Below are 22,294 nucleotides of genomic sequence, written 5' to 3'. Positions count from 1 at the left end.
CCTAAGGTGCTTTTATTATCATTATACCCGTTTTAGCGGATCTTCCAGCTTTCTTGTAAGGGTTTTGATGGTTATATCATTCGATTTGGCCCCTGCCTTGAGGGTGGGGCGATAAAGGATCGAGCGCATCAAAACCGGCTTTTCGTTGATTATGGCTTCCGCATCTAACAGATAATACTCGCTATAGACCGAAAAGTTACCTATCAGTTTGCTTTTGGGGTCATCTTTGCCAGGGGGGTCTGGCTCACTTGGATCTTGCTTTGAAGTACCTGGGGGCACTGGAGTGGCCGACTGGGCAACAAGATCCTCGAAGGCTTGTAGATCCGTATAGCCGCCATCGTGGCGACCAGGCTGGGTTTTCTTTCGATCTTCTTCGATCTGAGCGCCCGGCACCCCAAGATCATAGGCGTCTAATATCTTGGGGTCGGCTGTATTGACGTTTAAAGCCACATCAGGGGGCAGGAAGCTCACCCAATCGGACAATTCTGCGATGTCATCGGCTGTAAAGCCTTCGATCAGCATCAATTCACTGATATCCCACATGACGCTGTTCGCTGCGCGGTAGGGCGTGTCTAATGCGAGATAATCAAGATCTTCTTTACCATCAAAGCCCTCTGGATCCTGATTGGCATCCAGCCAATCCACCATTCGCTCCACCAACATCTGGGTGGTAACGTCGCTTTCACTATCCTTCGGTATGCCGACCGAGTCCATCAGCCGCCGCAGACGCCCCCTCTGTTGAGTGGCCACTTTGGCATCTGATGCGACTATGGAGTTCACATTGAATCGGGACTGTAAATCCACGATGCGCCCTTGTATTAAACCGCCGGCAACCGGGAATGGTTGAGTTTTCTCGGCCCAGTTCTCCTGCAGTGTGTCGATGATAAAGGGATCGTTTCTATCGTTATCATCTTTCAGATCCTGCACCAGAGTCCAGTTGGCGATCTCTTCTGCTCCCAGCAGGTAATGAAATGCCTGATCCCGCGACAACAGCGCTGAGGTGCGCTTGATATCAAGCTTCTGTCGATAGCTCATATCCGTGACAATAATGGCGGCGATAGCCACCATCATGACAACGGTGATCAATACAGTTCCGCTTTGCTTTGTCATAGGCACAGAGTTACGAGCCACATCCACCTCCCAATGGCGCACCGCCAGTGGTTGGGTGGTATGCATCGACAAAGCAGTTTGCCACCAGGAATTTACGGGTAATAACACCCATGTCCTCGGTGTCGAGCTTCATTTCCACTACCGTAGGCAGCACCAGAAATTCACGATCTGGCACGGAGCCCGGGGTGCCGCTGCCCCCCTGCCCTACCTGCCCTTGTTTGATGCTGTCGGGTGGCCAGACATCGGTGGATTGCAAAGTGCTCTGTTTATCGAGGTAATAGAATACAAACGACAGGCTTTCTATGCCGTCCAGCAATTCGGTGCGATCCGGAATGGAGTCCTCGGCACGATCCAAGACTCGCCAGGAACCGCGCATTAGCTTTTTCTCTTCGAGGTAATAGCCAACTCGTTGCAGCTCGGCGCGTTTAATTTTTGAGAAGGGGGATCGGTTCCAACCCGCGCGGGTAAACTCGATTTCAGTGCCCACGTCCGAGCGCATGGCGTACAACGGAGTATCGGAACCAAACTCATCGCGAACCGCACGGGGCAACATTTGTTGCATGTCACGGGAAAGGATATTAAACGCGATCTGGTAGCGTTTCAGACGCTCAGCACTGGCCTCCGTAACCTCTTTGCCTTTCTGGAAGCTATCAAAGGCCATGAACATGGCGGCGCTCATTACCGCGAAGATCGCCATGGCAATCAGCAGCTCAATCAGCGTCAGACCCTGTGCTTGCTTGACCTTCATCATTTCGACTTGGTATCCGACACCAAACCGGTGATTGTAGCGAAGTAGTTGGGTTCGCCATCGCTTTCCATGCCGACACTCACTTCAATGATCCGAATGGCCATTTTGGTCTGGGCTTTTTGTATTTTGGTGTTAACCACCCATTGTGTGCCCGCATATTCGATTTTATCCGATCTGTCCTGCAAAGGCGGATAATCCCCGGCCGCATGGATTTCTACCATTTTGTTATTGGCAATCCAGTTGGCAACGGTTTTCTCTTTAAGGTAGTTCGCATTGCGTACGTTGTTGTGCATGGCTGAGCTGAGTCCTGCCACTGCCACGGCAAAGATGGCCAGTGCCACCATGACCTCAATCAGGGTAAACCCGGCGGCGCTGCGAATGCCCGAAGCGTTATCGATCCTGATCATCTTCATCACCGATCCAGATCTTGCCAATTTCATCACCGGAAACTTTGGCTGTTATGTCGCTGTCTTCACGTAAAAACATTTCCAATACAAAGGGGGATAGTTCGCCGCTGGAAAGGACAAAGATCGAGGGCTTGATTTCCTCTTCTTCCTCCTCAAGGATTTTGGCAGCCTCCTTGGCTTTTTCACGTTGTTGCTGATCAATACCACCGGTAAGGTCTATCTGTTCCTGGTCAACCTCCAGTAACAACTCGAAGTCTTCATCCAGTTCATACTCGCGGAATGCCTGTTCATTTGTGATCAGATTCCAGCTGGGATCAGGTCTGGTTTGGGTGTTACCCAATGCCGTAGCCAAGGCTGCGGTGGCGGGCTCTGTGGCTTGTTGGTTAACCGAAGAGAGATTAGGGTCGGGCTCTGTCAGGGAAGAGGTGTTGGCCTCAGGCACGCTCCAACGGGCAAATTTATAACCTTGCTCTGAAACGATGATGCCGATTTCCTGCTGGCTGAACAGGGCTTCTTCCTGCGCCATTTCGATCAGAGCTTTAAACCGCAGCGCTTCTTTGTTGAGTTCTTTTTGCGGATCTTTGGTCACCACGTTGATGGCAATCAAGCCGGTCATGATGCCAATAATGGTCACCACCACCATGATTTCGATGAGGGTGAAACCCTGGTGGCGGCGCAAAGTTGGGATCATACAATCAAAGGTCGTTTACGGAAATATCCGCAGCAGGACCTTCACCGCCTTCTGCCCCATCTGCACCCAGTGAATACAGATCATAGGGGCCATCGGTACCGGGACTTAGGTAAATCAATTCACCATCCCAGGCATCCGCAGGCATTTTTCTCAGGTATCCACCCTGAGGCCAGTTACGGGCGTTGTCTGGCTTTTCCACCAGCGCTTGCAGACCTTGATCGGTGGTGGGATAGCGATAGTTATCCAGTTTGTACAAATCCAGCGCCTGCGACACCGCCTGCAGGTTGCTTTTGGTTGCATTGATGTTGGCGGTATCTTGAGATCCACCGATGTTTACCACAACCAAGGTGGCCAACACGCCCAGGATGGCCACTACGATCATCACTTCGATCAGGGTAAAACCGCGTTGCGCTGAAGTGAACGATGTATATTTAATAGGTTTCATATTAACCAGACTACCTTTGTCATGTTAGTGTCATATTGACCAGTTGGTTAGCCAACCAGTGAGTTCATACTCAAAATTGGCATCATTATCGAGAGCACAATCACCATAACTACACCTCCCATCACCACCAGCATCAGCGGTTCAAACAGGGCTACAATGGTGTTAATCAGGTCTTCCAGCTCCCGCTCCTGATTGGTTGCGGCGCGGGCCAGCATCGAATCAAGTTCGCCGCTACGCTCGCCGCTGGATATCATTTGCATCATCATGGGTGGGAAATGCCCCGAACCATCCAGCGCGGTGAATAAACTACTGCCTTCTTTGAGCTTATCAGCACCGAGTATTACGGCTTCTTTTATGCAGACATTGCCAGCCACCTGACCTGAAATTTTCATGGCCTCCACCAGTGGAACACCGCTTTTCGACAGAATACTGAGTGTGCTGGCGACCCGTGATGCGTCCAGACCACGAGTGATTTTGCCAAGCAGGGGCGCTTTTAACAACCAGGCATCGAACCGAAAGCGGAAATCCTCGTTTTTAAGCGCTCGCTTGAAACCGAAAAAGGCGCTTACAGCGACGATGGCCATCAGCCACCACCAGTTCTGCAACAACTCACTTGTGCCTATTAAGATTCTTGTGAGAGCAGGAAGTTCCTTACCGGAATCTTCAAACACCGATACGATTTTGGGCACCACGAAGGTCAGCATGCCCGCAATGATCAAGAACGCGAAAGAGGTGAGCACTAAGGGGTAAATCATGGCACCCTGGACTTTCTTTTTAGTGCGATAGCGCGCCTCGGTATATTCCGCCAGCTGCTCCAACACCAGATCCAAGTGGCCTGAGTGTTCACCGGCCGACACCGTAGCGCGATAGAGATCCGGAAAGGAGCCGGGAAACTCATTTAAACTGGACGCCAAGGTATGGCCCTCGACCACTTTCGAGCGTATAGCCAGCATCATGCTTTTATTGCGAGGCTTTTCCTGCTGGCGAGACACGGCTTTCAGCGCCTCTTCCAATGGCAGGCCGGCCTGCAGCAGTGTGGCCATCTGGCGCGTAATAATAGCCAAATCACCGGCACTGATCGCAGCACCGGAAAACTGGAATTTGGCGCCCTCTTGTTTATCGGTCTTCTGGGTGGTGGTCTCAACAGAAAGCGGCACCAGGCCCTTTTCTTTCAGCTGCTGCCTGACCTGCCGGGCGCTATCGCCTTCCAGCACGCCTTTTTTCTGCTTGCCGCGCTCATCCAGTACAACGTAATCAAATGCTGGCACCCGTTATCCCTCTCTGGTAACCCGCAATACTTCTTCAATGGTGGTGGCACCTTCTAATATCTTGCGGCGACCATCTTCCCGAATGCCGGTGCCGTGTTTACGGGCACAAGCGGTCATTTCCTGTTCACTGGCGTGATTGTGTATCAGGGTGCGTAGTTCGTCATCGATTACCACTAATTCGTAGATACCGGTACGGCCTGAATAGCCCAGATGATTACAATGCTCACACCCGACCGCTCGATGAATGTTAGGTGGATTGGCCACATCAAAGCCCATTAGCTCACACTCACCTGCATCCGGGGTGTAGGCTTCTTTACAGTGCGGACACAGCACGCGCACCAACCGCTGCGCCAACAGGCCCAGCAGTGCCGATGAAATCAGGAACGGCTCGATCCCCATATCCTGGAGACGGGTTACCGCGCCAACTGCTGTATTGGTGTGCAGGGTGGATAACACCAAGTGACCCGTCAAACTGGCCTGTACTGCGATCTCTGCGGTTTCAAGATCTCGAATCTCACCGACCATCACCACGTCTGGATCCTGACGCAGCATAGCGCGCAACCCTCTGGCAAAGGTCATGTCGACTTTGGTATTAACCTGAGTTTGGCCTATGCCCTCTAACTGATATTCGATAGGGTCTTCTACCGTTAAGATGTTGCGGGTGGAATCATTCAGTTGAGTAAGGGCAGCGTAAAGTGTGGTGGTTTTACCCGAGCCGGTGGGGCCCGTTACCAGTATGATGCCATGAGGCTTGGTAATGATGGAGGTCATGCGCTTAAGATCACCACCGGCCATGCCAAGGTGGGTTAAGTCGAGCCGCCCGGCTTGTTTGTCCAGCAATCGCAGCACCACTCGCTCACCCGAATTACTGGGCATGGTGGATACACGCACATCGATCTCACGCCCACCCACACGGATGGAAATACGGCCATCCTGAGGGACCCGCTTCTCGGCAATATCCAATTTGGCCATAACCTTAATACGAGACACCAGCAGCGGTGCCAACTGGCGTTTTGGTTGCACTACCTCGCGTAGAACACCGTCTACTCGCAGGCGTACCACTAAGCGCTTTTCGAACGTTTCGATATGAATATCCGACGCGTTGACCTTGACGGCCTCGGTCAGCAACGCGTTGATCAAGCGGATGATCGGTGCGTCGTCTTCCTGCTCCATGAGATCTTCTGTTTCGGGAACGGAGTCGGCAAGACTCGCCAGATCCAGCTCATCCCCTAGCCCTTCAACCATTTGCATGGCTTCACTGGAATTGTTCTCATAGGCTTTGGAGAGTCGACGCTCAAACTCGGTATCGTTGACTTCGTTGAACTGAATAGGCATACCGAGGAACCGGCGCACTTCGACAATGGTGGTAGGGGCAATACCGGGCTTATACGCCACCATGGCGTCTACTTCACCGATCTCCTCAATCACCACACCATTACGTTTGGCAAATGAAAAGGGCAATCGCCTCCGGCTTGGCGCTTCATAATTATTGTCTTCGGCCAGTGGTAATGCGTCTGTCATGGCTAACTTTCTCCAGAAACCCGTGCTTTGGCCCCAATCCTTGAGGTTGTCTTGTCGTTTTTATCGAGTGAAGGCCTATGATGCCCTTCCAGGGTTCATTAATCAATCAGCAGTAAACTTCTAATATTATTCTGATTTTGCAGTTTGGATACGGATTGTAACGTCGTGAAACAGAGCCTGTTCCAACTGCTGCAAAAGCCCACGGGCATTCAGCTCGTGGACGGCAATTTCGCCGTCAGGGCAATACTCAGGCAAGCTGTATACCGACCGCCGCTTACCTTTGATAACCTTGCGGTTTTCGTTTCTCTGTTCAATGTCCGAACACACCATCAACTGGCGATGAAGACGATATTGCTGCTGATAACGCGCGATCATCTCGGCTAAACCGGCCTTTTCCAGCTCGCAGTTATTTGACGAACAACGAATCAAACGTACATCGGACTGCTGCCCCAGCTCAGCCAGAAACTGCACAGGGAGATTGACAACCTTCGGGCCATTCTCGCTCATAGTATTATCAGGGGCATAGCACTCCCCCTTTTGTTCCGGCTGGAACCAATAAACCCGGTATACCTTGGCGCTGGCCTGTTCGCTATCCTGTGCGGGATATTGACTGATTTGGCTGGAACCGAAATACATGAACCGATCGTTGTTACCAAGATATTGCTTGGGACAGGAATGGGTATTAAAGAGTTCCGTCAGAGGCTCCTGGATGTGATCAAAGTCCGGAAACAGCTGATTAAAACTCGCCACGTTGGGTTTCATCAAACTGGTCTCCCAGCGCAGCTTGCGTATTTGGCGCCGATACGGGCTCTGGCCGACATCGCCATCGAGGCTCGCGTAACCATAATCTACGGCACTGTTGATGGCCTCTGGTGTAAATTGTTGCTGTTTACATTGCGCCATCTGAACTTCTAAACTGCTTTTGGGTTGTTCACACTGGCCCTTTTCTGACTGCGACAGTTCACAATCTTTGAGGGTGGCTGCCAGCTGCGCCAGACGCGCCCGACAGGGCTCAACGGGGTGAGCGTAAGCCTGCGCAACCATCAGACTCAGCAGTATTATTAATTGACGCGAAACAGACATAGTAAACTGACCTTGAATTACTCTTTAAATCACTATAGTCATTATCGGCAGGTGCGACGTTTAATAAAGCTGCCGCAGTTTTCATGATATAATCGTTATACTTTGATTTTTCAGAATTTTTAAGAATCGGGAGAGATAAAAATGGGTGAGGCCAACAGCAAGGGAAGTATCCTGGTCACAGGTGGAGCCGGATACATTGGAAGTCACGTGGTTCGCCAACTGGGTGAGCGTGGTGAAAATGTTGTGGTGCTGGACAATCTGTCCACCGGCTTCAAAGAGGCCGTGTTGTATGGCGAGCTAATCGTTGGCGATACCGGGGATATGGAGCTGGTGAGCCGCATACTGAAAGAACACATTGTGGAAACCGTGATGCATTTTGCCGCCCACACTATTGTTCCCGAATCCGTAGAAAACCCACTTAAGTACTATCGCAACAACACGGCAAACACCCGCAACATGCTTGAATGCTGCCAAAAGCATGGCATAAAACATTTTGTGTTCTCATCCACCGCGGCGGTTTATGGCGAACCGGAAGACCCCAACATTACCGAAGCCTCCCCCACTCAGCCGATTAACCCCTACGGCATGTCAAAATTGATGAGTGAAATCATGCTGCGCGACCTGGCCGCTGCCAGCCCGATGACCCACGTGATTCTGCGCTATTTCAATGTCGCTGGATGTGACCCCGAAGGGCGAATCGGCCAAAGCACTGAAAAAGCCACGCTGCTGACCAAAGTCGCCGTTGAGTGTGCCGTCGGCAAGCGGGAACAGGTGTATATTTTCGGCACCGATTTCAACACCCCTGACGGCACCGGTGTGCGCGACTACATTCACGTCGAGGATCTTGCTTCAGCCCATATTAAAGCTCTGGACTACCTGCGCAACGGCGGTGAATCCATTACGTTAAACGCGGGCTATGGCCATGGCTACAGCGTTCGCGAAGTGCTAGAAATGGTGGGAAGAGTTAACGGTAAGCCACTGAAAACCATAGAAACTGACCGTCGTGCCGGGGACCCGCCCGCACTGATTGCCAAAGCAACTAAAATTCGTTCGATTCTTGGCTGGAACCCACAGCATGACGACCTGGAAGTCATCGTCAGCTCGGCATTGAATTGGGAGCGCAAGCTGCTGGAGCGCAACCGCTAGCATGCTCACCGACATCATTCCCGAGGGCGTACTCTGGAAGGTCGCTGAAGACTGGATGTGGAACACGCCTGTGTGCGACGCAGAAGAAGCGTTGGTGACCAAGGCAGTTGACAAGCGTAAGCGTGAATTTCGCGCCGGACGGCATTGCGCCCATGCACTGTTCGATGAGGCAGGCATCTCCTGCTCTGCACTATTAAAGGGCAAGCAGCGAGAGCCCAACTGGCCGGATGGCTGGGTAGGCAGTATCAGCCACAGCAATGGCCTGTGTGTCGTAGCCATCGCGCCGAAAGCCGCTTACCTCAGCATCGGTTTGGATGTCGAACAGGCAACACCGCTGGGTGAGGACATTATCAACCTGATTTGCTCACCGGCTGAGCAGGATCAAATTACGCGACTGCAACTGACGGCTGGCCAGAAACTTGCTTCTATCCCCCTGAGCAAAGTGATATTCAGTGCCAAGGAATCGGTACATAAAACCTATTTCCCATTGAATTATCACACCCTGGACTTTCTCGATGCCCGCATCGATCTGCTGCACGATCACTTCAGGTTTGAAGCAACCATAACCAAGCCTGAACCGAATCCGCGACACCCTTTGCAACGGCTGCACGGACGGTTTTGCATGAAGGAAAGTTTCGTGGCGACGTTCATTGCGCTTGATGCAGCAACTGCCGGAACAGAGAATCAATAAGGAAGCACCCGTGTCCAACAGCCCATTTCTGTGTGAAACACTCAAGGCCCATAAGCTCCGTTTAACGGCCAAACCCATGCAGGATTTGTTCTCTCAGAACCCAAAGCGATTTGAGCAGTTCAGTGCCCGCTGCGAAGACCTCATGCTGGATTACTCCAAAAACTACGTGGATCAGGCTTGCCTGTCAGACCTGATCAAGCTGGCAGAACGCAGTGGCCTTAGCGAAAAAACCGAAGCGATGTTCAGCGGCCAGTTGATCAACAACACCGAACAACGGGCGGTACTGCATACAGCCCTTAGAAACGGCGGCAATGATATTGATGCAGAATCCGCTGCCAAAATCACCAGCACCAAAGAACGTATGTTGCAACTGGCCGACCGGTTGCAGCATGGGGAGCTGCTAGGCTACACCGGCAAGCCGATTGCAACCGTCGTCAATATTGGCGTCGGTGGATCGGATCTGGGCCCTGCGATGGCGGTTGACGCCCTGACTCGATATCACAATGCCCCTGCCCGCTTTCTGTTCGTATCCAATGTTGATCCCGTGCATATATCCAGGGCCTTGGCACAATGCGACCCGGAAACCACACTGTTTATTGTTTGTTCAAAAACCTTCACCACACTGGAAACCCTCGCCAACGCCAATGCTGCCCGACACTGGTTTTTACAATCCAGCGGCCAAGAAGATGCCATTGAGCACCATTTTTTAGCGGTTTCTACCAACCTGAAGGCGGCGGCTGAATTTGGCATACCTGAACACAACATCTTTCCCATGTGGGATTGGGTCGGCGGACGCTACTCTCTATGGTCCGCCATCGGCTTAAGCATTGCCATCGCCATCGGGCGGGACAACTTCGAGGCGTTTCTGGCCGGTGGCCGTGCTATGGACGAGCACTTTCGACACGCACCCCACACCAGCAACCTGCCTGTTATCCTGGCATTACTGGGGATTTGGCATAACGATTATTTCGGTGCCCAGTCGCAAGCACTGATTTGTTATGACCAGAATCTACTGCTGTTTCCTGCGTATTTGCAGCAACTGGATATGGAAAGCAACGGGAAGTCCGTCAACAAACAAGGTGAACCTTTGGACTATCCGACAGGGGCAGCACTCTGGGGAGGCGTGGGAACCAACACCCAACACTCATTCCACCAGCTGTTCCACCAGGGCAGTCACTTGATACCGGTGGACTTTATTGTGGGTGCCCGCTCCACCAACCCGATCGGCGAACAACAAACAGCTCTTTACTCCAACTGCCTGGCACAAAGCCAGGCGCTGATGCAAGGCCGCTCAATACACAGCCTGAAGCAGGAGATGATCGCGGAAGGCAAATCTGAGCAAGAAGCGGATTTTCTGGCTAAACACCGGTTTGTAGCGGGCAACCGACCCAGCAATACACTGGTGTACCCTACCCTAACGCCCTACGTACTGGGACAGCTGATTGCGCTGTACGAACACAAGATTTTCACCCAATCGGTGATCTGGGACATCAATGCATTTGATCAATGGGGAGTGGAGCTAGGTAAACAGCTGAGCAAAAAAATCACCCGCGTAATACAAGAACCCGGTAAAGCCGACCAGCAGGACGGCTCCACCCAGGGGTTAATTGATTACTTTCTTCGGCACCAGTAGCGGCACCGACAATCACTTGCCTTCTTTTTTGTAAAAGTGCTCATACATATAGTTAGTGGCTTCTACAAAGCCATCGACGCTGCCGCAATCGAAGCGCTTGCCACGATATTTATAAGCCATAACTGCGCCTTCTTTGGCCTGGGTCAGCAACGCATCGGTGATCTGAACCTCACCATTGGCACCTGGAGGTGTACGCTCGATGATTTCAAAAATATCGGGGGTGAGTATATAGCGGCCGATGATGGCCAAGTTGGAAGGCGCATCTTTTGGATCCGGTTTTTCCACCATGTCCGTCACCCGATACAAGCCTTCTTTGATGTTTTCACCCGCGATGACACCATATCGATAGATCTCTTCCATGGGGACTTCTTCGATGGCAACGATACTGCAGCGAAACTGCTTATACAGTTTCACCATCTGCGCCATAACACCTTCATCCTGCTCAACGCACAGGTCATCCGCCAGAATCACACCAAAAGCCTCATCACCCACCATCTTGCGGGCGGTCAATATGGCATGACCCAGACCTTTCATTTCGGCCTGACGGGTGTAGGTAAAGGTACAGTTGTTAATAACCTCACGGATACTATCCAGATAGGCCTCTTTACCTGTGCCCTTGATCTGGTGTTCCAGCTCATAACTGATATCAAAATGATCAGCTATCGCCCGCTTGCCTCGACCGGTGACAAAACCGATGTCGGTCAAGCCCGCATCCATTGCCTCTTCAACGCCATACTGAACCAGCGGCTTGTTAACAATGGGCAACATTTCTTTCGGTTGCGATTTGGTAGCGGGCAGGAATCGTGTTCCATAACCGGCCACTGGAAAAATACATTTACTGATCATGACCCAACCTTGTGCAAAAGTAATAAAAGGGTTCCATCCTCGTGGATGGCGAATTTTACCCACATCCCCCTTAAAATATCCACCCTACCCTAAAATATTCAGAAACTTGCAAGAATCGGGGTTTAAGCGTATTGGTATAAAACGTGCTGTAATAAATACTCAGTCAAACCGATCAGAGCAGGAGCACAACGGTGAAAGAGTCGAACAACCTTCTATTTGATTTGGTCTTATTCGGCGGCACCGGCGATCTTGCGATGCGAAAGTTACTGCCATCGCTTTACCAGTTGTACCGAACGGCCGCTTTTCATTCCGGCACCAGCATTATAGCCGTAGGCCGCTCCGCGCTCAGCCGCGAGGCTTTTCTGACAAAGGTAAGGGACAAACTGGAGCAATACCTGCCCGAGGGGAGCTGGGATACTGTGTCCTGGCAGCAGTTTTCCAAACACTTGCAGTGTGTCTCCATACAGGCCAATAAAACGGAATCCTATCGAGAACTGATCCCGCTGCTGAGCGAGGATCATCGACCCAGAACATTCTACTTTTCCACCCATTCATCCCTATACACTGCCATGGCTTCCAGCCTGGGAGCACTGGGACTCATTACCCCCAGCGCCAGGGTGGTACTGGAAAAACCAATCGGGCGTGACCTTGGCACAGCGCGTAATATCAGCCACCAAATGTCCAACTACTTTACCGAATCCCAGATCTATCGCATTGATCACTATCTGGGAAAAGAAACCGTACAGAATCTGCTGGTCTTAAGGTTCGCCAATCCGCTGTTTGAGTCTTTGTGGAATCACCATTACATCGATCATATCCAGATCACCATCTCTGAATCCATTGGCGTGGAAGGACGTGGTGAATTTTATGAAGAAACCGGCGCGCTCAGGGATATTGTACAAAACCACCTGTTACAACTGCTGTGCATCCTGGCAATGGAGCCGCCCGCCACCATCGAGCCGGACCGAATTCGTGACGAAAAATTGAAAGTGCTGTTCGCCCTGCAACCGCTGAAGGGCGATGACATCAGCCGCAATGTGGTGCGCGGGCAATATACCCAAGGTGTGCTGGACACAAAGAAATGCTCCGCCTACACCGAGGAAGAAGGCGTTGCGGAAAGCAGCACCATCGAAACCTTTGTGGCCATGAAAATACTGATCGACAACATGCGCTGGTCCGGCGTGCCTTTCTATTTACGCACGGGTAAAAGGTTGCCCAATCGAAGCTGCGAGATCGTGGTTCAATTCAAGGAGATTCCCCACTGGATCTTTGACACACCAAGGGGCCAGCTTATGAGCAACCAACTGGTGATCACCTTACAACCGGATGAATCCATTACCCTGCGCCTGTGTGGAAAACGATTGGGGCCGGGCATAGATGTACGCACCATTGACCTCAACCTAAACCCCAGCTCCCGCGGCAACAAGCGCTCAGCCGACGCCTACGAACGGCTGTTACTGGATGTCATCAAAGGTGATCAGACCCTGTTTTTACGACAGGATGAGCTGGAACAGGCCTGGCACTGGATTGATCCAATACTGGAGGACTGGGAAAGCAGTTCCAGCCCCCCGGAGTATTACGCCTGTGGCAGTTGGGGCCCGGCTGGTTCCACCTTATTACTGGCCAAGGACGGACGACTCTGGCACGAAGGGGTCAGCGGATAGGATCGAATCATGGCAAAAGAGCACATCTATAGCAGTACAGACCTTCCCCAACGAACAGCACAGGTTGTTGCCGCCAAGATGATCCAGGCAATTGCAGCCAGAGGACGGTGCTATTGCGCGCTGTCGGGTGGCAGCTCGCCAGAGCCCATGTTGCAGGCCTTGGCAGACCAGACGCTGCCCTGGGAAAAGGTCGTTTTACTGATGGTGGATGAGCGCCTGACGGACGATGCCAACGCACAAAATCAAACCATGCTCAATCGGTTTATAGAGCGCATCCCAGGCTCGAAGCCCCAGCTTATTACGTTGTTTGAAAACGAGCCCCCCGACAAAGCATGCATCATGGCCAATCACAAAGTCAGTGACTGCCCCACCCAGTTGGACATCATTGTGCTGGGCATGGGGATGGACGGTCATACTGCATCACTGTTTCCGGACGCAAACGAATTTCAAACCGCAATGGGCTGTAAGGATCGCTATGTCACCGTTATGCCAACAGAGGCGCCCTACCAACGGCTATCCATGAGTTTTCACTGGATAGCCCAGGCATCAGAGCTCCTACTTTATATCCCAGGCGCAGATAAGCTGCACTGCTTTCATAGCATCACCTCATCAGCAGACAGCATTAGCCCTATCAACACGCTAAACGCGCAGTGTCCACAGTTAAGCGTTTACAGCAGCAAGGATTAACCCATGACGCATCCGACATTGTTATCGGTCCTTAAACGCATTAAACAGCGCAGCACAGACAGCCGCCAACAATACCTTGCCCTGTGCAATCAGATGCAAACCGAAAAACCCGCGCGAGGCAATGTAAGCTGCACTAACCTGGCTCATAGTTATGCTGCGGCAGAGCCAGACGAAAAAAACCTGCTGCGCCAGACCCAGCGCAGCCCCAACCTCGCCATCGTAACCGCTTATAATGACATGCTGTCTGCCCACCAACCCTATTATCGCTACCCCGAAAAACTCAAAGCCTATGCCCTCAAGCAGGGAGCAACGGCTCAGGTGGCCGGTGGTACACCTGCGATGTGCGACGGCGTGACCCAAGGCCAACCCGGCATGGAGCTTTCCTTATTCAGCCGTGATGTTATTGCCCTTGCCACCGGTATCGCCCTCTCCCATAACACCTTTGATGGCGGCCTGTACCTGGGAATCTGCGACAAAATCGTACCGGGGCTGCTGATGGGTGCCCTTGCATTCGGCCACCTGCCCGGTATTTTCATTCCCTCAGGCCCCATGCACAGCGGAATCAGCAACGAAGATAAAGGCAAAGTACGCGTAGCGTTTGCAGAAGGCAAAGTCGACGCTACAGTGCTACTGGATTCAGAAGAACAATCCTACCATTCCGCTGGCACCTGCACCTTTTACGGCACTGCCAATTCCAATCAAATGCTATTGGAAATGATGGGGCTGCAACTGCCCGGATCAGCCTTTGTCGCTCCCAACTCAGCACTGCGTGACGCCCTCACAGAAGAAGCCGTGCGCTTATTGGTGAAAAGCACACTCAAGCAAAATGCCGGCTTGGGTTATATTGTCGAGGCCGAGAATTTACTCAACGGCGTCATTGGCCTGCTGGCCACCGGCGGTTCCACCAACCACACCCTGCACTTACTGGCCATTGGTCAGGCCTGTGGCTGGCACCTCACCTGGCAAGATATTGCGGAACTTTCGGATATCATCCCCCTGGTCACGCGCCTATACCCCAACGGTGCCGCGGACGTGAACGCATTCCATGACAACGGCGGCACCCCTGCCGTGATTGCCACCCTGTGGGAACAAGAACTGGTATTTACCGACATCAATACTGCCTATGGTTTGCCGTTTAGCGCTGCACGCTGCGTGCCCATGCTCACCGACCAAAAACAACTGAGCTGGAAAAATACCAGCCTCATCAGCAAAGACAGCTCCGTATTCAGAGAGGCCAGTAACCCCTTCAACCCAACCGGTGGCGTCAAGCTCCTCACCGGCAATCTTGGCGAAGCCATCATCAAAGTCTCCGCCCTATCGCCCCAACTGGGCAACACCATTACCGCGCAAGCCATCGTATTTGACTCACAGGAGCAAATACTGGAACAGTACAGCGCAGGAAAGCTTAACCAGGATTTCATTGCAGTGCTCCCGCACCAAGGCCCCGCCTCCATCGGCATGCCGGAGTTGCACAAATTGACACCGCCATTGACCTCGCTGCAGAACAAAGGCTACAAAGTCGCGTTGATCACCGACGGACGCATGTCCGGTGCGTCCGGCAAATTCCCGGCAGCCATTCACCTGACACCAGAGGCTGCCAAAGGTGGCATTATCGGCAAGATCCAAACCGGCGACACCATTACCTTAAACTGGCATGATGACCAACTGAACCTGGAAGTGGACGAAGACCGGTTAAACGCACGCGCCATCAGCCAACCCCACCCAGCAAGCGCCACCTTGGGACGATCCCTGTTCAAGAATGCACGGAACAACGTCAGCCCCGCGAATCAGGGTGCCAGCTTTATTCTTTAAGCCATTCTTTAGGAGAACCGCAGTGACTATCAGCTTTCAGGAACTTGCCAGTAACAGCAAACCCATCGTGCCGGTAATAGCGCTGCCCACCTTGGAGAGCGCCCTGCCGCTGGCGGACACGCTTAGCAGCTGCGGGTTTACCATGCTGGAAATAACGCTGCGCACCGACTGCGCACTGGACGCCATCAACCAACTGCGCCAACAACGACCAGAGTTAATCATCGGTGCCGGTACCGTTAAAAACTCACAGCAACTGCAACAGGCACTCGACGCAGGAGCACAGTTCATCGTAAGCCCCGGCACCGATTCAGACATGATTACACAAGCCAGGGCACAACAAGTCGCGTTGGTGCCGGGGGTGATGACACCCAGCGAAATCATGCAGGCCGCCAACCTCGGCATGGATACCGTCAAATTATTCCCCGCAGCGCTTGCCGGTGGTACCGAATTCATCAGCGCCATGGCGGCCGTATTTCAAGGCGTCAAGTTTTTCCCTACCGGTGGCGTATCCGAAGACAACGTGAATCAATATCTCGCCTTACCCAATGTTATTTGCGCGGGGGGCACCTGGCTCACACCAACGAGCCTGATAAGCAGGGGCGACTGGAACAAGATCCACGAAATCGCGCAACGCTGTTAGATCATCGGGTTGACAACATTTGAGCCATAAACCCCACCAAATCCTGGCCAAAACCGCTGGCCCTACGGACAAATGAGCCTCAAGCCATTGATTTTCACACTAAATTAAGGGTTGTAACGCTTTTTTGGGTGAATTTTTCTCAGGATTTGGGTAGTCTACCCGCCACTTTGAGGGGCATTTCCCTTCTTTCAACTCAGTACCTTTTCCGTTTTATCCCGTATCCCTTTAGAATCTGAAACACAAACTTGGGGAAGGAAGGCGGAAAACCGTGACCACAGGGTCAACCGCATAAAAATACGCGAGGTAGTTATGACGACAGAGAACAACAAGCCTTCACTGGAACAATGGAAAGAGCTTGCCACTAAAGAAAGCAAGGGCCGCTCTCCCGATGAATTGACCTGGGATACCCCCGAAGGCATCGCCGTCAAACCACTTTACACCGCCGCGGATACCGCCAACCTGGAGCACGCCGACACACTGCCCGGCTTTGCCCCATTCGTACGTGGCCCCAAAGCCACCATGTACGCTGGCCGCCCTTGGACCATCCGTCAATACGCCGGCTTCTCAACCGCCGAAGAATCCAACGCCTTCTACCGAAAAAACCTGGCAGCAGGCCAGCAAGGTGCATCGGTTGCATTTGACCTGGCCACTCACCGCGGCTACGACTCTGATCATCCGCGAGTCACCGGTGACGTCGGTAAAGCCGGTGTTGCCATCGACTCCGTTGAAGACATGAAAATCCTCTTCGACAGCATTCCACTGGACACCGTATCCGTCTCCATGACCATGAACGGCGCAGTACTGCCCGTATTGGCCATGTACATCGTCGCTGCAGAAGAGCAAGGCGTGTCTCAAGACAAACTGTCCGGCACCATTCAAAACGACATCCTGAAAGAATTCATGGTGCGCAACACCTACATCTACCCGCCAGAAGGCTCCATGCGCATCATCGCCGACATCATCGGCTACACCTCCGCGAACATGCCCAAATACAACTCCATTTCCATATCCGGCTACCACATTCAAGAAGCCGGTGCCGATGCGGCCTTGGAACTGGCTTATACCCTGGCGGACGGAAAAGAATACATCGAGACAGCCCTGAAAACCGGCCTCGACATCGACCAGTTTGCGCCACGACTGTCCTTCTTCTTCGGCATTGGTATGAACTTCTACATGGAGATTGCCAAACTGCGTGCCGCCCGCCTGCTTTGGGATCGCATTGTCAGCGCCTACAACCCCAAAAAGCCCACTTCACGCATGCTGCGCACCCATTGCCAAACCTCCGGCTGGTCGCTCACCGAGCAAGATCCATACAACAACGTAGTGCGCACCACCATCGAAGCCATGGCCGCAGTATTCGGTGGCACCCAATCACTGCACACCAATGCATTCGACGAAGCCATCGCCCTGCCCACCGAATTCTCCGCTCGTATTGCACGTAACACACAGATCATCGTGCAGGAAGAAACCGGCATCACCAAAGTCGTCGACCCCTGGGGTGGCTCTTACATGATGGAATCCCTGACCCAGGAAATCGCTGACAAAGCCTGGGCCATCATCGAAGACATTCAAACCAAAGGCGGCATGGCCAAAGCCATCGAACAAGGCGAGCCCAAACTGCGCATTGAAGAAGCCGCAGCCCGCAAACAAGCCCGTATCGACCGCAGCGAAGACGTTATCGTGGGCGTCAACAAATACATCCTGGCAGAAGAAGACGACATCGACGTACTGGAAATCGACAACAGCTCCGTACGCGAACAGCAGATCGCCCGACTGCAAAAAATTCGCTCAAGCCGTGATCAAAGTGCCTGCGACAGCGCCCTGGCCAACCTCACCAAATGGGCCGAAACCGGTGAAGGCAACGGCCTGGACCTGGCGGTAAAAGCGGCCCGCGCCCGCGCCACCGTTGGTGAAATAAGCGATGCAGTCGAAAAGATCTGGGGTCGCTACAACGCCAGCTCTAAAACCGTATCCGGCGTTTACGGCAGCTCCTACGAAACCGACAGCGACTGGCAGCAAATGCGCCAGGACATCGAAGCCTTCGAAAAAGAGCACGGCCGTCGACCGCGCATGCTGGTGGCCAAAATGGGCCAGGACGGCCATGACCGTGGCGCCAAAGTCATCGCCACCGCCTTTGCTGATGTGGGCTTTGACATCGACCTGTCCCCCCTCTTCTCAACCCCTGATGAAGTCGCCAAGCAAGCGGTCGAAAACGACGTACACGTTATCGGTGTATCCTCACAGGCCGCTGGTCACAAAACACTGGTTCCGGATCTGATAGCTGCCCTCAAAAAGCAGGACGCTACTGACGTCATCGTCGTCGTGGGTGGCGTTATCCCACGTCAGGACTACGATTTCCTATACAAGGCTGGCGTCAAAGGCATCTTCGGGCCAGGCACCAAGATTCCCGTCTCCGCCCGCAAAGTACTCGACGAGATCAGACAGGCATCCTAATCCACAGATGAGTATCGACATCAGCAAGCTTTTGCAGGGGAACCGACGGGCCCTTGCAAAAGCCATCACCTTGACCGAGAGCAAACTTGACCAGCACCGGGATCAAGCCCAGGCCTTGCTGGAGCAAGTGCTGCCCCATACGGGTAACAGCATCCGTGTAGGCATCACCGGTATACCCGGTGTGGGCAAATCCACCTTTATCGAATCATTCGGCCTGCACCTAATCAAACAGGGCCACAAGGTCGCCGTCTTGGCCGTCGACCCCAGCTCTCCCATCACCGGAGGCAGCATCCTCGGTGACAAAACCCGCATGGAAGTGCTTTCCCAACAGGAAAACGCCTTTATTCGCCCCTCACCCAGCGGTGGCGCACTGGGCGGCGTTGCCCAGAAAACCCGAGAAGCCATGCTGCTGTGTGAAGCGGCCGGTTACGACGTGATCCTTGTCGAAACCGTTGGAGTGGGCCAATCAGAATACGAAGTTGCCGGTATGGTGGACTTTTTCCTGGTACTGATGCTGCCTAACGCAGGCGACGAGTTACAGGGGATCAAGAAAGGTATTTTAGAGCTGGCAGACGCCATCGCCGTAAACAAAGCCGACGGCAGCAATCGACAGCTGGCCCAACAAACCCAGCGACACTACCAGAACGCCCTGGGCATATTGCAACACAACAACTTCTGGAAGCCCGAAGTTGTGCTTTGCTCAGCGCTGGAAGGCGGCAATATCGACACAATTTGGCAGATGATCGAGGATTATAAGACCAAATCCTGCGAAATCGGCTTTTTTGAAGGAAACCGGGCCGCACAAAACAAACAATGGATGTGGCGCCTTGTTCACGAACTGATCGATCGCCGCCTCAAGCAGGACGCCGACTCCCGCCAACTCTGCGACCAAATGCAGACCAAAGTCACACAAGGCGAAACCACGCCTTACGTTGCGGCCCACAGAATTGTAGAATCCCTTTAGCAAGACTTCTAATGGAGTTAGGCATTTAATAGCATTCGCACTACACTACCCTAATGAGATACAATCAGATTACTAATCAATCACATAAATCACAAAAAGCGTGACTTTTTTACATTGTTGCCGCCACCCAGATAGTACAAAATGTATACTAATTCGCGGGCAATGTTTTGGATGGGCAATACAATGATGAGTGACTCAGATCAAAGGAATCGGCCAGTGTCCAACGTATCCGCCACCATGCCAGCATTGATCAAGCAGGTGAAGGAAAACGCCTTCTCTATCCTGTCCAATAACTTCAGCCAATTTTTCAGCAGCTGCGACGATCTGTTTTTTGACTTGGCATCCAAAGCCGGCAGCAACAACGAACAAAATCTCTATTTTGATTCCATGCGTGAAGTGCGCATCAAAAAGCCACAAGTGTGGGCCCTATTCAAAGAAAGCTACGAAGAACACTTCCGCGCGCTGACCAAAGGCCGAATCAGCGGGCGCCGCGCAGAGCAGGAACGCGCCACAAACGACGCCTTCAGTCTGGAATCGATCCAGCTGGTTGGCAAAGATGACATGGAACAGGATGTTGCCGTTACCGGCATCGTCAACCGTGCCCGCATAGAAAACCAAGAGTTGCTGTACCAGCTGAATTGCCGCTTCGATTACCTGATGCCCGATGTACGGGTTAACGAAACCAACAACCCGCTCGACCCAGCCCAGATCTGTACCGCCGTGACGAATTCACTGCAAGCGCTTAATCTGGATATCAAGTGCAAAGTCATTCTACTGAAGCACCTTGATCGAACCGTTATCATCGAGCTACGCAACATTTACGCGTTGGTCAATGACCTACTGGTAAGCGCCGGTGTACTCCCGCAGATCCGCTTCGATGTTCGTAAAAATAAAAACAGCTCCGCTGCAGCGCCATCTCAGCAGCCAGAGCACAACCAGGCAGGATACGAACAACAGCAAGATGACTCCAACCCCTTCTCCGGGCTGGACACTGGCAACGCGGCTGCGAATATGCCCATGGGAAGCTCAGGCGTAACCCTGGGCCAAGTTCTCGGCATGTTTAATCAGCTCCGCGAAAGCGGTGTCTCCATGCCAAACATTCTTTCGCGGCCGGCGCGCTCAGGATCAACCCCGATCCCGCAGACCAATCTGCTGGATTCACTGACCGCAATGCAGCTCTCGTCTGAATACCTGCGATCCCCCCACAGCTTTGATGTGCGCTCAGTGGTGGAGCAAATCCTGGAGGAGAACAAAAAGTCCGGCAAAGAAGACGCCCTGCACGAATCAGATGAAGACATCATCAATCTGGTAGCGATGTTCTTTGACTTTGTGTTGGATGATCGCAACCTGCCGGTACCTTTCCAGGCACTGATCAGCCGCCTGCAGATCCCTATCCTGAAAGTCGCGTTAAAAGACAAAAACTTCTTTACCCACAGCGACCACCCCGCGCGTCGACTGATCAATGAAATCGCATCGTCCGCCGTAGGCTGGGATGAAAGCAGCGAAACCAGCCAGGATAAGCTCTATAAAGAAGTAAACCGCGTAGTACACGAAATCATCGAGAATTTCACCGGTGAAGTTTCTGTTTTCGAGCAAGCGCTGGCCTCATTCCAAAGCGTGACCAAACTCGATAAAAACAAAGCTGCGGTATTGGAAAAACGAACCCAGGAAGCAGCCCAAGGCAAAGCTAAAGCAGAGCACGCTCGGGACAAAACCAACGAGATCCTCTACAGCCGACTGAAAGATAACAGCCTGCCTGAGAACATCATGGAGTTCCTGGTAAAAGATTGGCACAAAGTACTGCTCTATATTCAACTGAAGCACGGTATCGAAAGCACAGAATGGCTTGAAGCCAAACAAGTGGTGGACCAACTGGTTTGGGCCATGCGCCCCCACAGCGATGAGCGCTCCTTGAATCGCATGGAGAAAATCAAAGAAGACCTGCTGCGTAAAATCTCTCATGGACTGGAGGCCGTCAACATTCCCAGAGAGAGCATCCTCAACAGCCTGAGCATTACCGAGCAAACCTTTGAGCATGTTATCGCCCAGCGGCTGACCGAAAAAGACCTTATCAAACTGAAACCTGCTCATCTGGTAGCGCTCGGTCAAACCGATGCCGATCACAACCAAGACTGGGAAAACATGACCGCTGTTGAACGTCAAAAGCTCAAGTTGCAGGCTGCAGCAAAAGAGTACATTGCTAAAGTTTCAAAGGTTCGCCCGGGGAGCTGGTTCGATTACTCTCCACCCAACAGTGCAAAAACATTCCGATGCAAGCTGGCCATGATTACCGATCCCGGCGAGACTTATGTATTCGTGAATCGCTTCGGGCTGAGGGTATTCGATAAGAAACTTGCAGAGTTCGCCTCGGACATGCAGCGTGGATACGTTAAATCGCTGGAAAGCGGAATACTATTCGACAGAGCAATGGGAAACATCAGCACCAAGCTGAAAAAACTCGCCGGTTAATTGACCCAAGAAACC

19 protein-coding genes are annotated in these 22,294 nt (G+C 52.5%); 10 read left to right on the top strand and 9 right to left on the bottom strand.

Going from position 1 to position 22,294, the window contains the following annotated elements; genetic code table 11:
• Window positions 1-21: 21 nt before the first annotated feature.
• From gspK to Kalk_RS00300, 8 genes are all read right to left on the bottom strand, one after another.
• Window positions 22-1,176 (bottom strand): type II secretion system minor pseudopilin GspK, encoded by a 1,155-nt coding sequence (gspK, locus tag Kalk_RS00335; protein ID WP_101892327.1) that lies wholly within the window; start codon window positions 1,174-1,176, stop codon window positions 22-24.
• Window positions 1,121-1,861: a type II secretion system minor pseudopilin GspJ gene (gspJ, locus tag Kalk_RS00330; RefSeq protein WP_101892326.1), complete on the bottom strand. Its 741-nt coding sequence runs from the start codon at window positions 1,859-1,861 to the stop codon at window positions 1,121-1,123. The genes gspK and gspJ overlap by 56 nt, the downstream gene beginning before the upstream one ends.
• Window positions 1,858-2,271, bottom strand: coding sequence for a type II secretion system minor pseudopilin GspI (gspI, locus tag Kalk_RS00325; RefSeq protein ID WP_158643236.1), 414 nt, complete (start codon window positions 2,269-2,271; stop codon window positions 1,858-1,860). Before gspI ends, gspJ begins: the two co-directional genes overlap by 4 nt.
• Complete coding sequence (gspH, locus tag Kalk_RS00320) at window positions 2,249-2,956, bottom strand: type II secretion system minor pseudopilin GspH (protein ID WP_101892324.1); 708 nt, start codon at window positions 2,954-2,956, stop codon at window positions 2,249-2,251. The genes gspI and gspH overlap by 23 nt, the downstream gene beginning before the upstream one ends.
• A gap of 4 nt (window positions 2,957-2,960) precedes the next feature.
• The gene (gene gspG / locus Kalk_RS00315; RefSeq protein ID WP_101892323.1) at window positions 2,961-3,401 is read right to left on the bottom strand and encodes a type II secretion system major pseudopilin GspG; all 441 of its coding nucleotides are present in this window, start codon (window positions 3,399-3,401) and stop codon (window positions 2,961-2,963) included.
• 47 nt (window positions 3,402-3,448) lie between these two features.
• Window positions 3,449-4,669: a type II secretion system inner membrane protein GspF gene (gene gspF, locus Kalk_RS00310; protein ID WP_101892322.1), complete on the bottom strand. Its 1,221-nt coding sequence runs from the start codon at window positions 4,667-4,669 to the stop codon at window positions 3,449-3,451.
• A gap of 3 nt (window positions 4,670-4,672) precedes the next feature.
• On the bottom strand, window positions 4,673-6,190 hold the full coding sequence (gspE, locus tag Kalk_RS00305; RefSeq protein WP_101892321.1) for a type II secretion system ATPase GspE: 1,518 nt from the start codon (window positions 6,188-6,190) through the stop codon (window positions 4,673-4,675).
• A gap of 126 nt (window positions 6,191-6,316) precedes the next feature.
• Entirely contained in the window at window positions 6,317-7,273 is a 957-nt protein-coding gene (locus Kalk_RS00300; protein ID WP_101892320.1) for a hypothetical protein, read from the bottom strand.
• Between the two features lie 141 nt (window positions 7,274-7,414).
• Here Kalk_RS00300 and galE point away from each other — a divergent pair, with 141 nt between their 5' ends.
• Genes galE through pgi form a run of 3 tightly spaced genes read left to right on the top strand, consistent with a single transcriptional unit; the run spans window position 7,415 to window position 10,743 of the window.
• A complete protein-coding gene (galE, locus tag Kalk_RS00295; RefSeq protein ID WP_101892319.1) occupies window positions 7,415-8,419 on the top strand; it encodes a UDP-glucose 4-epimerase GalE in 1,005 nt (334 codons plus the stop codon).
• A gap of 1 nt (window position 8,420) precedes the next feature.
• Window positions 8,421-9,110, top strand: a complete 690-nt coding sequence (locus tag Kalk_RS00290) for a 4'-phosphopantetheinyl transferase family protein (RefSeq protein ID WP_101892318.1) — start codon at window positions 8,421-8,423, stop codon at window positions 9,108-9,110.
• A 10-nt stretch (window positions 9,111-9,120) separates the two neighbouring features.
• A complete protein-coding gene (gene pgi, locus Kalk_RS00285) occupies window positions 9,121-10,743 on the top strand; it encodes a glucose-6-phosphate isomerase (protein ID WP_199767982.1) in 1,623 nt (540 codons plus the stop codon).
• A gap of 12 nt (window positions 10,744-10,755) precedes the next feature.
• Here the strand turns inward: pgi and galU are convergent, their stop codons facing one another.
• Window positions 10,756-11,589: a UTP--glucose-1-phosphate uridylyltransferase GalU gene (gene galU / locus Kalk_RS00280; protein WP_101892316.1), complete on the bottom strand. Its 834-nt coding sequence runs from the start codon at window positions 11,587-11,589 to the stop codon at window positions 10,756-10,758.
• 191 nt (window positions 11,590-11,780) lie between these two features.
• On the opposite strand from galU, the gene zwf reads away from it, so the two are divergent.
• The 7 genes from zwf to Kalk_RS00245 all read left to right on the top strand — a co-directional run bounded on the left by zwf (window position 11,781) and on the right by Kalk_RS00245 (window position 22,279).
• Complete coding sequence (gene zwf, locus Kalk_RS00275; protein WP_101892315.1) at window positions 11,781-13,253, top strand: glucose-6-phosphate dehydrogenase; 1,473 nt, start codon at window positions 11,781-11,783, stop codon at window positions 13,251-13,253.
• Between the two features lie 9 nt (window positions 13,254-13,262).
• Entirely contained in the window at window positions 13,263-13,940 is a 678-nt protein-coding gene (pgl, locus tag Kalk_RS00270) for a 6-phosphogluconolactonase (RefSeq protein WP_101892314.1), read from the top strand.
• Window positions 13,941-13,943: 3 nt separating this feature from the next.
• Window positions 13,944-15,752, top strand: coding sequence for a phosphogluconate dehydratase (gene edd / locus Kalk_RS00265; RefSeq protein ID WP_101892313.1), 1,809 nt, complete (start codon window positions 13,944-13,946; stop codon window positions 15,750-15,752).
• 22 nt (window positions 15,753-15,774) lie between these two features.
• Window positions 15,775-16,392, top strand: coding sequence for a bifunctional 4-hydroxy-2-oxoglutarate aldolase/2-dehydro-3-deoxy-phosphogluconate aldolase (locus Kalk_RS00260; RefSeq protein WP_158643235.1), 618 nt, complete (start codon window positions 15,775-15,777; stop codon window positions 16,390-16,392).
• Between the two features lie 309 nt (window positions 16,393-16,701).
• Entirely contained in the window at window positions 16,702-18,846 is a 2,145-nt protein-coding gene (gene scpA, locus Kalk_RS00255; RefSeq protein ID WP_101892311.1) for a methylmalonyl-CoA mutase, read from the top strand.
• A 7-nt stretch (window positions 18,847-18,853) separates the two neighbouring features.
• Window positions 18,854-19,810, top strand: coding sequence for a methylmalonyl Co-A mutase-associated GTPase MeaB (meaB, locus tag Kalk_RS00250; RefSeq protein WP_101892310.1), 957 nt, complete (start codon window positions 18,854-18,856; stop codon window positions 19,808-19,810).
• A gap of 216 nt (window positions 19,811-20,026) precedes the next feature.
• Window positions 20,027-22,279, top strand: a complete 2,253-nt coding sequence (locus Kalk_RS00245) for a DUF1631 domain-containing protein (RefSeq protein ID WP_158643234.1) — start codon at window positions 20,027-20,029, stop codon at window positions 22,277-22,279.
• Window positions 22,280-22,294: the final 15 nt, after the last annotated feature.

It is taken from the genome of Ketobacter alkanivorans, from assembly GCF_002863865.1.
Classification (GTDB): Bacteria; Pseudomonadota; Gammaproteobacteria; order Pseudomonadales; family Ketobacteraceae; genus Ketobacter; species Ketobacter alkanivorans.
Note: the sequence above shows the minus strand (reverse complement) of the source record. Positions and strands in the feature narration are given on the sequence as shown.